Raw genomic sequence first — 13,031 nt, 5'->3', positions numbered from 1 at the left:
TATGAGCCAGGGCGAAAGCCACGATCGTCAGGGGGGACGACCGCTCATGGAGATGCCCGTAGTCAACCGGTGCGAGGCCACCTCGTGTGCGTACAACCGCGAGGGCATGTGCCACGCCACCGCGATCACGGTCGGGGACGCGTCGCACGCGCACTGCGACACGTTCTTCACCGCGCCCACCCGCGGCGGCGACCAGGAGACGGTGGGCCGGGTGGGCGCCTGCAAGATGTCCGACTGCCGGCACAACGTGCAGCTGGAATGTCAGGCGCCCGGCATCGACATCGGCTACTCCCTGGACGAGGCCGACTGCCTCACGTACGCGCCCGCCTAGCGCCTCCGCCCTCAAGACGAACCGGGGCGAAGCGGGCGATGGGGTTGACCAGGTCACCGGCCATCTGCAGCGCGGCCGAGGGGTCGGTCAGGTCCACCATCTGCCGGTTGTTCCGCAGTTGCAGGCGGTTGAGGCACGACAGGGCGAACGCGCCGGCGAACAGGTCGTAGCGCCGGAACCGGTCCGCCAGGTGCGGGACCGACCTCTGGTAGGCCGCCGCGCACTCGGCGACGGTCCGCCAGAAGGCGTCCTCGTCCAGCACGCCCTCCGTGGCCAGCACGGCGTTGAGGAAGCGCAGGAAGCAGTCGAAGACGTCGGTGAAGATCGACAGCAGCCGGTGCTCCTCGGGCACCTCGGCGCGGATCCGCCGGACCTCGGGCGGCAGGTCCGCGTCCGGATCCATCACGACGATCTCCTCGGCGATGTCCTTGAAGATCACCCGTTCCACCGCGCCGCCGTTCAGGACCAGGATGACGTTCTCACCGTGTGGCATGAACGCCAGGTCGTACGCGTAGAAGGCGTGCAGCAGCGGGACGAGGTAGGCGTCGAGGTAGCGCCGCAGCCACACCTCGGGGGCGAGGCCCGACTGCTCGATCAGCGCCGCCGCGAACGACCGGCCCTCTTGATCGGTATGCAGCAGGGAGGCCATCGTGGCCAGTCGCCGGCCCGGCTCCAGCCCCGCGACCGGGCTCTCCCGCCACAGGGCCGCGAGCATCTTGCGGTACGGCGAGTGGCGGTCGGTGGCCGCCTCGTACCGGCGGTTGCGGTAGCCGACGGCCGCCCGCTCACGGATGATCGTCAGGCGGGCCGCGCGGAGGACCTCGTCGTTCCCGATCAGGTCGGCGAGCCAGTCGTTGATCGCCGGAGTGCCCTCCATGTATGCCGCGGACAGGCCCCGCATGAAGCCCATGTTCAGCACCGACAGGGCCGTCTTGACGTAGTGCTTCGACGGCGCGCTCGCGTTGAAGAACGTGCGCACCGACTGCTGGGCGAGGTGCTCGTCGTCGCCGGGGCCCAGGCAGACCAGCCGCCGCTCGGCGACCTCCGCCGCGAACGTCACCGAGATCCTGTTCCACCACTGCCAGGGGTGCACCGGCACGAGCAGGTAGTCGGCCATGTCGAGCCCCAGGCCGGCCAGCGTGCCCGCGAAGCGGGCCAGCACCTCCTCGCCGAGCTCGCCGCGCATCAGCCGTTCGTAGTCGATGTCGCGTGAGCAGGTGAACGTCGTGTGGTCGCGATGAGCGGCCAGCCAGATCAGCCGTACGGGCGCGGCGGCCTCGGGAGCGTAGTTGTGGTGGTCGTCGATCCCGTAGCCGATGCGGCCGCTGTTGGCCACGAAGCACGGGTGGCCCTCGGTCATGGCGGCCTCGATCTCCTGGAAGCCGGCCTTCGCCAGCTCGGCCACGCCGACCGGCGGCCGGCTCAGCTTGTACGCGAGGCTCGCCAGCGTGGAGGTGATCTCCTCCAGATAGACCGGGAGGATCTCGTCGCGCAGCCCGAGCGGGCCGCGCATCTCGGTGACGAACTCCAGCGCGTCGAGTGGCAGCGGCTCGCCGGAGGGCCCGTGGCGGGTGACCTCGCCGATGTGCCAGTGATCGAGGGACATCACGGTCGCGGTGAAGCGATACTCCACGTGATCGCCGCGCACGGCGAAACGGCCGTCGCCGAGCGGGCGCGGGGTGAGCAGCCGCTCGTGGGCGAACTCGGCGAGCGCCTTGCGCACCAGCCGCCGGTTGGCCTTCTCCCAGGTCCCGGGGGTGAGATGGGAGACCGCCTCCGCGACATCGCCCGGAGCGTTTCGGTGGCGGCTCATTCCCGCGCTCCCTTCCCGGCCGCGCCTCCGGCCGCACTGAAGACGGCGCTACCGGCGGCGCCGGTCGCCGCGAGGAACCGCTCCCGGGTGCAGACGCTCAGCAGGGCGTCCTTCTCCGGCTTGGCGACCGTGCCGACGACCTCGAAGCCGACGGCGGCGTTGAGCGCGTGCACCGCCGTGTTGCGCACGTCGGGCTCGACCACCACTCGCCGCGTCGCGGGATCGGCGAACAGCAGCTCCATGACGGTCGTGATCACGGCCAGGGAGAAGCCGTGCACGGGGGTGTCGGCGGGCGCGCACAGGAAGTGCATGCCCACGTCGCCCTCCTCGGCGTCGTAGAGCCCCGCCAGCTCGACTTCGGCGGGGTCGTAGCGCTCGGCCAGGAAGGACGGACGCCCGTTCACCAGCCCGAGGAACGCGTCGCGATGCGGGTGGTCGACGATCTCGCGGTACTCCTTCTCCACGTCGGCCACGCCGGCGTCCTGCATCAACCAGAACACCGCCTTGGGGTGGGTGACCCAGGCGTGCACCGTCTCAGCGTCGGCCTCCGGGTCGAGACGGCGTACGGCGAGCTCGCCGACCCGGTCGTCGGTGCGGCGGAACACGATGTCGCTCATGCCACCTCCTCGCCTAGCGGCTCGGAGCCGCATGAGCGGAACGCACTGTGCCCATCGATTCGCTCGCTTCGCTCGCTCATGCCACCTCCTCGCCTAGCGGCTCGGAGCCGCATGAGCGGAACGCACTGTGCCCATCGATTCGCTCGCTTCGCTCGCTCATGCCACCACTCCCTCGGGCGCGCCGAACTCCTGGAACGCGATGGTCTTCTCGATGGGGTAGTGCTCGCGGCCCAGGATCTGGCTGATGATCCACGAGTTGCGGTACGGGCCCATGCCGAGGTCGGGAGAGGTGACGCTGTGGGCGTGGGCGGCGCCGTTCTGCAGGAAGATCCCCCGGCCGGTGACGTCGACGCTGTAGTTCCTGGCCACGTCGAACCGGCCGTGCCGGTCCCACCTGATCCGGTCGCGTACGGGCTCGAGGAAATCGGGGGGTGTGTAGCGATAGCCGGTGGCCAGGACGAGGCCCTGCGTGACGAGTGTGAAGTCGCGTTCCTGCTCCAGGTGGCGCAGCCCGAGCGTGTATTCGCCACGCCCGGCGTCGTAGGCGGCCTCGCGCAGCTCGGTGCAGGTCAGCAGCCGGGTGGGAACCGGGCCGCCGACGGTCTTGGCGTACAGCAGGTCGAAGATCTCGTTGATCAGGGCCGCGTCGATGCCCTTGTAGAGGCTTTTCTGCTCGGCTTCCAGGCGGTAGCGGGTGTCCTCGGGCAGCGCGTGGAAGTAGTCGACGTACTCCGGGGACGTCATCTCCAGGGTCAGCTTGGTGTATTCCAGCGGGAAGAACCGCGGGGACCTGGTCACCCAGTTCAGCCGGTAGCCGCGCGTGTCGATGTCGGCCAGCAGGTCGCGGTAGATCTCCGCCGCGCTCTGCCCGCTGCCGACGACCGTGATGCTCTCCTTGGCCTGCAGCGCGGCCTTGGCGTCGAGGTAGCCGGCGTTGTGGACGAGGTCGCCGCCGAGGCCCCGGCAGGCCTCCGGCACGTACGGCGGGGTGCCGGTGCCGAGCACGAGGTGCGGGGCCCGGTGCTCGGTCTCACGGTGCTCGGTCTCCTCCCCTCCGTCGGTGACCGCGCGGACGACGTAGTGCCCGTCGGCCTCGTCGTACGTCACCGAGGTCACCCGGTGACCGAAGCGGACGCTCCGCAGCCGCCCGGCGGCCCACCGGCAGTACGCGTCGTATTCGGCGCGGAGCTGGTAGAAGCTCTCGCGGATGTAGAAGGGGTACAACCTGCCCGTCTCCTTGAGGTAGTTCAGGAAGGAGTACGGCGAGGTCGGGTCGGCCAGCGTGACGAGGTCGGCGATGAACGGCGTCTGCAGTGTCACGGAGTCGAGCATCATCCCGGGATGCCAGGCGAAGCCCGGCCTGGCCTCCAGGAACAGGCCGTCGAGCTCGGCGATGGGCTCGGCCAGGCAGGCCAGGCCCAGGTTGAAGGGCCCGAGCCCGATCGCGACGAAGTCATGGGTGGACATGTCTCTCCCCTGGTCGGCGAACAGGTCAGCGAATCGAATCGGCGAATCGGGTCAGCGGGGGTCGGCGAGCGGGACAAGGTCGTCCACGTAGCGCTGGGCGTGCCCGGCGAGCAGGTCGAGGACGTGCGCGATGTCGTCCAGCGTGGTCTCCGGGTTGAGCAGGGTGAACTTCAGGTAGTGGCGGCCGTCGACCGTGGTCCCCGCGACGACGGCCTCGCCGGAGGCGGCCAGCGCCTCGCGGGCGTACAGGTTCGCGTCGTCGGCGAGCTTGCGGCCCGGGCCCTCGGGAGGGACGTAGCGGAAAACGAGCGTGCTCAGCGGCGACCGCGTGACGACCTCGAACCGCGGGTCGGCCGCGACCAGGGCGTACGAGGCGGCCGCGCGGTCCACGACCTCGTCGAACAGCTCGCCGACCGCGTCCGGCCCCATCACCCGCAGGGTGAGCCAGAGCTTGAGCGCGTCGAAGCGGCGGGTGGTCTGCAGGCTCTTGTCCACCTGGTTGGGGATGCCTCGTTCGGCCATCCGCCGGGGGTTCAGATAGTCGGCGTGGTGGGCCGCGTGCCGCAGCGTCGCGCCGTCGCGCACCAGCACGGCGCTGGAGCTGACCGGCTGGAAGAAGGACTTGTGGAAGTCGACGGTGACCGAGTCGGCCCGCTCCACGCCGTCGAGCAGGTGCCGCCGTCTGCGGGAGACCAGCAGCCCGCAGCCGTACGCCGCGTCCACGTGCAGCCACACCCCGGCGGTCTCGCACAGCGAGGCGATTTCGGGCAGGGGGTCGATCGAGCCGAAGTCGGTGGTGCCGGCGGTGGCCACCACGGCCATGACCACCAGTCCGGCGCGGCGGCAGCGGTCGAGTTCGCGGGCGAGCGCGGCCGGCCGCATCCGCCGATCGGCGTCGGTCTCGACCGTGACGACGGCGTCCGGCCCGAGACCGAGCAGGTTCGCCGCCTTGCGCACGCTGAAGTGCCCGGCCTCGGACGTGATCACCCGCAGCCGCGCCAAAGAGGCGCCCGCACGGGCCTCCTCACGGGCGAGCAGCAGGGCGTGGAGGTTCGACTGGCTGCCACCGCTGGTGAAGACGCCGTCGGCGGCGGGGCCGAAGCCGATCCGGCCGGCCGTCCACTCGATCAGGCGGCGCTCGATGAGCGTGCCGCCCGCGCTCTGGTCCCACGTGTCGAGCGAGGAGTTCACCGCCGACAGGACCGCCTCGCCCAGCAGCGCGGGGATCACCACCGGGCAGTTGAGATGCGCCAGGTAGCGGGGGTGATGGAAGTAGACGGCGTCACGCAGGTAGACCCGTTCGAGCTCGTCGAGGGCGGCCGCGTGGTCGTGCAACGGCCGTTCGAGGTCGATCGCGGCGATCTCCGGTGCGAGCCGTTCCGGCGACACGCCGCTGAACGGCCGGTCGGCGCGCCGGATCCGGTCCGCCACCCGCCCGGTCCCCGCGGCCATCGCGGCCCGGTAGTCCTCCAGCGTGCGGTCGTTGAACAGGTACGGCCGCGCGGCCTCGGCATGGGGATAGGTCATGGTCATCCTTACCGTCGAGAGTTAGGGTAGGCATGCCTAACTAGGAGGCGTCGGCACGTGTCCCCGGGTGATTTGCGCAGTCCTGTGGTTCGATCAGCCGAGCTTCTTGGCGTTCCGGATCGCCGTCGCGAGGTCTTCCAGGATCGGGGCGGCTCCGGCGTACGAGAACCGCGGCACGGGGTCCCAGCCGACGACCTGATCGGCCTTGACGGCGGGCAGCTTGGCCCAGGACGGCTTGGACGTCAGGTCCTTGGGCTGCAGCGCGGTGCCGCGGTTGTCGAGCAGGATCAGGTCGGCGTCGTACTTGTCGGCGTTCTCCCAGCTCAGGTTCTCGTAGTAGCCGCCCTCGCCGGGCTTTTCCGGCTTGACGACGTCGACTCCCAGCTGGGTGAAGTACATGAGGTCGGTGTTGACCTCGGGGTTGGACACGTACAGCACGTCGGGGCTGCCCGAAGCGGCCAGCACCTTGATGCCGGGGTTGTCGGCGACCGCCTTGCGCACGCTCTCGGCGGCGGCCTCGAACCTGGCCTTGGCCTCGGTGATCTTCGGGGCCCCGAGGTCCGCGCCGAGCGACTCGGCGAGGGCGGCGTAACGCTCGATCGGCTGGGTCATCGGGACGCGGGCCGCGCTGACGGCCACGGTCGGGGCGAGCTTGACGATCTTGTCCTTGCTCTCGTCCGGGACGTACCAGAGGGCCCCGGGGTCGTACATGTGCGTGACGAGAAGCTCGGGGCGCAGCGCCGCGTACTTCTCGATGTTGAACTCACCCCAGACGTTGCCGAGGATCGTCACCTTGTTCACGTCCAGGTCGCCGGCCTGCGGCTCGGGCGAGCCGTCGGCGCGCTTCGTCTCGCCGAAGACACCGACGATCTTCTCCTGCAGGCCGTAGTCGGCGAGCACCGCCGCCGTCCCGGTGAACGCCACGATCCGCGACGGAACGGCCGCGGCGGCGACCGTCTCCTTCCTGTCGTCGGCGAAGGACCACGACTTCGCGGCCTGACCCGCGGTGGCGGGCGCCGGATCACTCGACCCGCAGGCGGCCAGCGCCAGGGTGAGTACGGCGGCTCCGCCCGCCGCGAGAAGGCCGCGACGGGACATGGGGGAGTTCAGGTTTCGCACGGTTCGTCTTTCTCTCGTGGGGCGCAGGGTTCCGCCGACACTGTCTGCCGACACTGGGCCTTGGGGTTGATCGCTAGTTAGGTTACCCTTACCTAAGTTCTTGTCCAGAGGGGCGAAAGGAATTCGTCCCCTGCCCCCACCGGAGCCGGACGTGGTCGTCACAGAGTCCCCGCAGATCAACGCACCCGCGCGGGTGCCGCGAAAACGCGCGGAAAACGGCCGGCGCGCCGCGGCGCTGCTGGGGTCGGCGATCGCACTGGCCGCCATCCTCGTGCTCAGTCTCGGGTTCGGGGCCCGGCAGCTGTCCCCGGCCGAGGTCTGGCACGGGCTCGTCGACGCCGACTCGGCCGCCTACACGGTCGTCCACCAGATGCGGCTGCCGCGCACCCTCCTCGGGCTGCTCGCCGGAGTCGCGCTGGGGGTCGCGGGCGGCGTCATGCAGGCGCTGACCCGCAACCCGCTGGCCGATCCCGGTCTGCTGGGGATCAACGCGGGCGCCTCGGCCGCGGTGGCCACGGCCGCCGGGCTGCTGGGCGTGGCGACGTTCCAGGGCTACGTCTGGTTCGCCCTGGCCGGCGCCGCGGCCGTGTCCGTGCTGGTGTACGCGGTGGGCGGCGGGCGGGCGGCCACCCCGGCACGGCTGGCGCTGGCGGGAGCCGCCGTCAACGCCGCGCTCTACTCGTACGTGAACGGGACCATGCTGCTCGACGCGGCCTCGCTGGAGACCATGCGCTTCTGGACGGTGGGCTCGCTGGCGAGCGCGCAGGGCACGACCGCGGCCATGACGGCGCCGTTCGTCGCCGTGGGCCTGCTGCTGGCTCTGACCCTGGCCAGGCCGCTCAACGCGCTCGCGCTCGGCGACGAGTCGGCGCGCTCGCTCGGCGCGCACCCCGCCCGCGTCCGCGCGGGCGCCATCGTCGCGGTGACACTGCTGTGCGGGGCGGCGACGGCCGCCTGCGGGCCCATCGTCTTCGTCGGGCTCATGGTGCCGCACCTCGTCCGGGCACTGACCGGTCCGGACCAGCGCTGGATGCTCCCCTGCTGCGCGCTGCTCGCGCCCGTGCTGCTGCTCGGCGCCGACGTGCTCGGCCGGCTGGTGGCCAGACCGGGCGAGCTGCAGGCGGGCATCGTCACGGCCGTGCTTGGCGGCCCGCTGTTCCTGTACTTCGTGCGAAGGAAGGTCCGCGCATGAGCGAGCGAATCAACAGGCACAGCGCGATCCGCGAGGTGCTCACTAGCGCGCCTTCGGCACGACCGAACTCCGAGCCGTCAGGCGAGGAGCAGGCATGAGCGCGGTTCGGCCCATGCCCGTGCGAAGGATCGCCGGCGGCGTGCCCCTGCGGTTCAGGGCCATCGCCGTGGGCGCCGGCTGCCTGCTGCTCGCGCTCGTCTTCGGCGTGCTCGCGGTCGGCGGCGGCGACTATCCGATGAGCCCCTCCGACGTCGTACGCACCGTGCTGGGCGGCGGCAGCCCGGCCGAGGACTTCATCGTGAACGAGCTCCGGCTGCCTCGCGTGGTCACCGCGCTGCTCGTGGGTGCCGCCCTCGCGCTGGCCGGCGCGGTCTTCCAGTCGCTGGTGCGCAACCCGCTGGGCAGCCCCGACCTGCTCGGATTCACCCAGGGCTCGTCGGCAGGGGCGCTCCTCGTGGTCGTCACCGGGGGCGGCAGCGCGGCCCTCGCGGGCGGCGCGGTGATCGGCGGAATCGTCACCGGAGTGGTCATCTACGCGCTGTCCTGGCGCGGCGGCCTCCACGGGCACCGCCTCGTGCTGGTGGGCATCGGCGCGACCGCCATCCTCACCGGCGTGAACGGTTACCTGCTGACCCGGGGCCGGCTGATGGAGGCCGCGCGGGCCATGTTGTGGCTCACCGGCAGCCTGGACGGGCGCGGCTGGGGTGACGTGCTTCCGCTGCTCGCCGCGATGGCGGTGCTGGCGCCGGTGGTGCTGCTCGGCTGCGCGCGCCCGCTTTCGCTGCTGGAGATGGGCGACGACCTGGCGCGCGGCCTCGGCGTACGGGTGCAGGGCGTGCGGCTGGTCCTGCTGGCGGCGGCCGTGCTGCTCACCTCGCTGGCGGCGGCGGCCGCCGGGCCCGTGTCGTTCGTCGCGCTCACCGCTCCGCACCTGGCCAGGAGGATGACCCGGGCGCCCGGGCCGAACCTGCTCGCCTCGGCGTGCACCGGCGCCGCGCTGCTGACCGGCGCCGACCTGGCCGCGCAGCGGCTGTTCGCGGGCCACCAACTGCCCGTCGGGGTGGTGACGGGGGTGCTCGGCGGCGGCTACCTCGTCTGGCTGCTGGCCGCCCAGCGGAAGGCGGGACGGATTTGACCGAGACGATCGCACCCGAAACCAGCGGGCGGGGATATGGAGTGACGGGCATGCACGACGACGGGCCGCGCCTGAGCGGCGACGCGCTGACCCTTTCCTACGACAAGAGGGTCGTCGCCGAGGGCCTCGACGTCGCCATCCCCGACCGGTCCTTCACCGTGATCATCGGGCCGAACGCCTGCGGCAAGTCCACCCTGCTGCGGGCGCTGGCGCGCACGCTCCGGCCGGCCGCCGGGACCGTGCTGCTCGACGGGCGGGACATCACCTCGCTGCCCGCCAAAACGGTCGCCAGGACCCTCGGCCTGCTGCCTCAGACGTCCGTGGCGCCGGACGGCATCACGGTCGCCGAACTGGTCGGCCGCGGCCGCTACCCCCACCAGCGGCTGCTGCGCCAGTGGTCGGCCGACGACGAGCGGGTCGTACGCGAGTCGATGGAGGCCACCGGAGTCGCCGACCTGGCCGGGCGCCTGGTCGACGAACTGTCCGGGGGGCAGCGCCAGCGCGTGTGGATCGCGATGGCGCTGGCGCAGGAGACGCCGCTGCTGCTCCTGGACGAGCCGACGACCTACCTGGACATCGCCCACCAGATCGAGGTGCTCGACCTGTGCGCCCGGCTGCACGAGGAGCGCGGCCGCACGCTCGTGGCGGTGCTCCACGACCTCAACCACGCCGCCCGCTACGCCACCCACCTGATCGCGATGCGCGACGGCCGGGTCGTGGCGGCCGGGGCGCCCGGAGAGGTCATGACCGCCGGTCTCGTGGAGGAGGTCTTCCGGCTGCCCTGCCGGGTGATCGACGACCCGGAGACGGGCACTCCGCTGGTCGTGCCCGCCGCCCGCCGTCGTGCCGAATCGGCGGCGAGGACCACGTCGTGAACATCCCGGTGCCGGGGACGGCGTTGTGAACATCCGGGCGTCGGGGACGGCGTCGTGAGCAGGGTGTACCGGGACGCCTGGGGCATCCCTCACCTGCGTGCGGACGATCCGTACGAACTGGCCTTCGCGCAGGGCCGTGTCACGGCGTGGGACCGGGCCTGGCAGATCGAGGTGGAGCGGCGCCGGGCGACCGGCACGTCGGCGGCGGTCCTCGGACCGGACGCCGTCCCGTGGGACCGCTTCGCCCGGCAGGCCCGGCTGGCGGACACCGCCGAGCGCTGCCTGCACGCCTTGGACGAGGACACGGCGCGCTGGCTGATCGCCTACGTGAACGGCGTGAACGCCGGACTGCCCGAAGGAGCGCGCCGGGCTCCGGAGTTCGCCGCGGCAGTGCCCGAACCGGCGGGGCTCGCGCCGGGTTGCTGGGAGCCGTGGACGCCGCTGGCGATCTGGCTGTCCCACCACATACTCTTCGCGCACTTCCCGGCGAAGCTGTGGCGCGAGGCGGTGGCCGACCGGCTGGGGCCCGAGGCGGTCGCGATGTTCGCGGCCGACGGGCCGGGCACCTCGGGAAGCAACGGCTGGCTGGTCCCCGGAGATCACACCGCCACCGGCGCGGCCCTGATCGCGGGCGATCCCCACCGGTTCATCGAGGACCCCGGCTTCTACCAGCAGATCCGCCTGGCCTGTCCGGAGTTCGACGTCGTGGGGCTGGCCGTGCCGGGCGTCCCGGGCATCGCCCATTTCGGGCACACCGGCTCGGTCGCCTGGGCGATCACCAACGCGATGGCCGACTACCAGGACATCTACCGTGAACGGCTCCGGCGCCGGGACGGCGGCGTCGAGGCGCTGGGACCGGACGGCTGGCGTGCGGCCGCCGCCCACCTCGAGGTCGTGGAGGTGGCGGGGGAGGCCCCGGTCGAGGTCGAGGTGATCGAGACCGAGCGCGGCCCGGTCGTCATGATGGATGCCCACGTTTCGGAGGAGACAGGCCGGGACCGCGAGCAGGCGGCCGGTCACCACCGCGAGCGGGAGTCCGGTCCCGTACGCGAGTGGCGAGCGGTGAGCCTGCGATATCCGGCGCGGGTGTGCCGTGATCTGGGGTTCTCGGCGCTGCCGGCGCTGCTGCGGGCGAAGACCGTGGCCGACGTGGACCGGGCGCTCGATCGCTGGGCCGAGCCCGTCAACGTCGTGCTCGCCGCCGACACCGGCGGCGGGCTGCTGCACCGGGTCGCCGGGGTGGTGCCCGTCCGCCACCCGGACAACGCGCTGCGGGTCGTGCCCGCCTGGGAGCCGGGTCACGAGTGGCGCGGCCGGCACGCGCCGATGCCGTGCCGCGAAGTCTCCGGCATCACGGTCATGGCGAACGAGCCCGGGATCGCCGCGCCGCTCGGCGTGGAGTTCGCCCCGCCGTACCGCGCCGACCGGATCAGGCGCCTGCTCGACGGCTCGCCCCGCTGGTCCGCCGGGGACATGGCGGCCGTCCACACCGACACCCTGCTGCCCAACGCGGGCCCTGTCCTGGACCTGCTGGCGGGGCTGAACGGACTCGGCCCGGAGTCCGTACGCCTGCGGGACCGGCTGCTGAGCTGGGACCGGCGCATGAACGCGGACAGCACGGACGCGGCGGCGTACGCGGCCGTCCGGGCGGAGGTGGTGCGGCGTCTGGCGGCGCATCCCGCCCTGGCCGTCCTGGCCGGGCTGGAGATGACGGTGCCCGAGGTCTTCCGGCCGTGGCTCGCGCTGGCGCCGCGTGTCGCGTACGCCCTGGAGAGCCTGCTGACGACCGACCGGCTGCCGGGACTGGACCGGGCAGCCCTCGCGGACCTGGCCCGGGCGGCGCTGGAGGACGTGGCGGCACGGCTCCGTCACCGGCGCCCGCCGGGGAGCACGGCGACCGGCGTCCGATGGGGTGACCTGCACCGGCTCACCCCCTGGCGGGCGCTGCCACTCGCCGCGGGCGCTGTGGACATCCCGGGCGCTGTGGACGATTCACGCCCTGTGGACGACGCGGGCGTTGTGGACGATTCGCGCGCTGTGGATGCCCCGGACTCCGGCGCGTCTCCACAGCCTGTGGATGGTTTCTTTCCGGGCGCGGCGTCGGCGGAGACGGGCCTGTCGGGCGACCACGACTGTGTGCTGTCCACGTCGAGCGTGCCCGGCGTCACGCATCGCTGCGCCCGGGGCCCGGCGGCACGCTACGTGTGGGACCTCGCCCGGCGCGACGCGAGCCTGTGGATCGTCCCGTTCGGCGCGAGCGGCGTGCCGGGCGACCCCCATCGGCGTGATCAGCACCCGCTGTGGCTGCGCGGTGAACTCGTGCCCGTGATCACGGACTGGAACCGACTCATCGAGGAGCGACATGCCCCCTGACGCACACACCACGGCTCCCGCGCGGCGCGACGCCGTGTACGAGCAGGTGGTCGAGGGATTCGGCACCGTCCGTGTCGTGCCGGTGGACCCGCCGGCCGACGCCGAACTGATCCACTCCTGGGTCACCGAGGAACGGGCCCGGTTCTGGGGCATGCTCGACGCGAGCGTGCCGCGGGTTCTCGAGCTCTACGACTACGTGGACAGCCTCGACACCCACCACGCCTACCTCGTCCACCGGGACGACCGGCCGGTGGCGCTGTTCCAGACGTACGAGCCCGAGGCCGACCCGGTCGGGGAGTGCTACGACGTCCAGCCGGGCGATTTCGGCGTCCACCTGCTCATCGGGCCGACCGCGGGCGCGGGCGAACGCGGCTTCACCGCCGCGTTGCTGTCCGCGCTCCTCGCGTACGCCTTCTCCGACCCGCGTCACACCCGGATCGTGGCCGAGCCGGACATCCACAACGACAAGGTGATCGACCGCCTGCTGCGAACCGGTTTCACCCTCGGGCCCGAGATCGACCTGCCGGAGAAACGGGCCCGGTTGCTGTTCCTGACCAGAGACGACCGCTGAGACCAAGGAGT

Annotated in this window: 11 protein-coding genes; 6 read left to right on the top strand and 5 right to left on the bottom strand. The window is 72.0% G+C overall.

Annotated elements, in window-relative coordinates:
- The first annotated feature begins 46 nt into the window (after nt 1-46).
- Nucleotides 47-331 (top strand): DUF1540 domain-containing protein, encoded by a 285-nt coding sequence (locus tag ACQPZZ_RS00550; protein WP_363635783.1) that lies wholly within the window; start codon nt 47-49, stop codon nt 329-331.
- Here the strand turns inward: ACQPZZ_RS00550 and ACQPZZ_RS00545 are convergent.
- The 5 genes from ACQPZZ_RS00545 to ACQPZZ_RS00525 all read right to left on the bottom strand — a co-directional run bounded on the left by ACQPZZ_RS00545 (nt 312) and on the right by ACQPZZ_RS00525 (nt 6,874).
- Complete coding sequence (locus ACQPZZ_RS00545; RefSeq protein ID WP_432927903.1) at nt 312-2,144, bottom strand: IucA/IucC family protein; 1,833 nt, start codon at nt 2,142-2,144, stop codon at nt 312-314. The genes ACQPZZ_RS00550 and ACQPZZ_RS00545 overlap by 20 nt on opposite strands.
- The gene (locus tag ACQPZZ_RS00540; protein WP_432927901.1) at nt 2,141-2,761 is read right to left on the bottom strand and encodes a GNAT family N-acetyltransferase; all 621 of its coding nucleotides are present in this window, start codon (nt 2,759-2,761) and stop codon (nt 2,141-2,143) included. The genes ACQPZZ_RS00545 and ACQPZZ_RS00540 overlap by 4 nt, the downstream gene beginning before the upstream one ends.
- 156 nt (nt 2,762-2,917) lie before the next feature.
- Nucleotides 2,918-4,228, bottom strand: coding sequence for a lysine N(6)-hydroxylase/L-ornithine N(5)-oxygenase family protein (locus tag ACQPZZ_RS00535; RefSeq protein WP_432927900.1), 1,311 nt, complete (start codon nt 4,226-4,228; stop codon nt 2,918-2,920).
- Nucleotides 4,229-4,279: 51 nt separating this feature from the next.
- Nucleotides 4,280-5,755 carry a pyridoxal phosphate-dependent decarboxylase family protein gene (locus ACQPZZ_RS00530; protein WP_432927898.1) on the bottom strand — a complete coding sequence of 492 codons (1,476 nt, stop codon included), beginning with the start codon at nt 5,753-5,755 and terminating at the stop codon, nt 4,280-4,282.
- Nucleotides 5,756-5,848: 93 nt separating this feature from the next.
- A complete protein-coding gene (locus ACQPZZ_RS00525) occupies nt 5,849-6,874 on the bottom strand; it encodes an ABC transporter substrate-binding protein (protein WP_432927896.1) in 1,026 nt (341 codons plus the stop codon).
- Between the two features lie 151 nt (nt 6,875-7,025).
- Here ACQPZZ_RS00525 and ACQPZZ_RS00520 point away from each other — a divergent pair, with 151 nt between their 5' ends.
- The 5 genes from ACQPZZ_RS00520 to ACQPZZ_RS00500 all read left to right on the top strand — a co-directional run bounded on the left by ACQPZZ_RS00520 (nt 7,026) and on the right by ACQPZZ_RS00500 (nt 13,020).
- The gene (locus ACQPZZ_RS00520; RefSeq protein ID WP_432927894.1) at nt 7,026-8,066 is read left to right on the top strand and encodes a FecCD family ABC transporter permease; all 1,041 of its coding nucleotides are present in this window, start codon (nt 7,026-7,028) and stop codon (nt 8,064-8,066) included.
- A gap of 94 nt (nt 8,067-8,160) precedes the next feature.
- Nucleotides 8,161-9,201, top strand: a complete 1,041-nt coding sequence (locus ACQPZZ_RS00515; protein ID WP_432927892.1) for a FecCD family ABC transporter permease — start codon at nt 8,161-8,163, stop codon at nt 9,199-9,201.
- Between the two features lie 50 nt (nt 9,202-9,251).
- Nucleotides 9,252-10,076 carry an ABC transporter ATP-binding protein gene (locus ACQPZZ_RS00510; RefSeq protein WP_432927890.1) on the top strand — a complete coding sequence of 275 codons (825 nt, stop codon included), beginning with the start codon at nt 9,252-9,254 and terminating at the stop codon, nt 10,074-10,076.
- A gap of 54 nt (nt 10,077-10,130) precedes the next feature.
- On the top strand, nt 10,131-12,449 hold the full coding sequence (locus ACQPZZ_RS00505; protein ID WP_432927888.1) for a penicillin acylase family protein: 2,319 nt from the start codon (nt 10,131-10,133) through the stop codon (nt 12,447-12,449).
- Complete coding sequence (locus tag ACQPZZ_RS00500; RefSeq protein ID WP_432927886.1) at nt 12,439-13,020, top strand: GNAT family N-acetyltransferase; 582 nt, start codon at nt 12,439-12,441, stop codon at nt 13,018-13,020. The genes ACQPZZ_RS00505 and ACQPZZ_RS00500 overlap by 11 nt, the downstream gene beginning before the upstream one ends.
- The last annotated feature ends 11 nt before the right edge of the window (nt 13,021-13,031 follow it).

Source organism: Microbispora sp. CA-135349 (assembly GCF_050947365.1).
Lineage (GTDB): Bacteria > Actinomycetota > Actinomycetes > Streptosporangiales > Streptosporangiaceae > Microbispora.
Note: the sequence above shows the minus strand (reverse complement) of the source record. Positions and strands in the feature narration are given on the sequence as shown.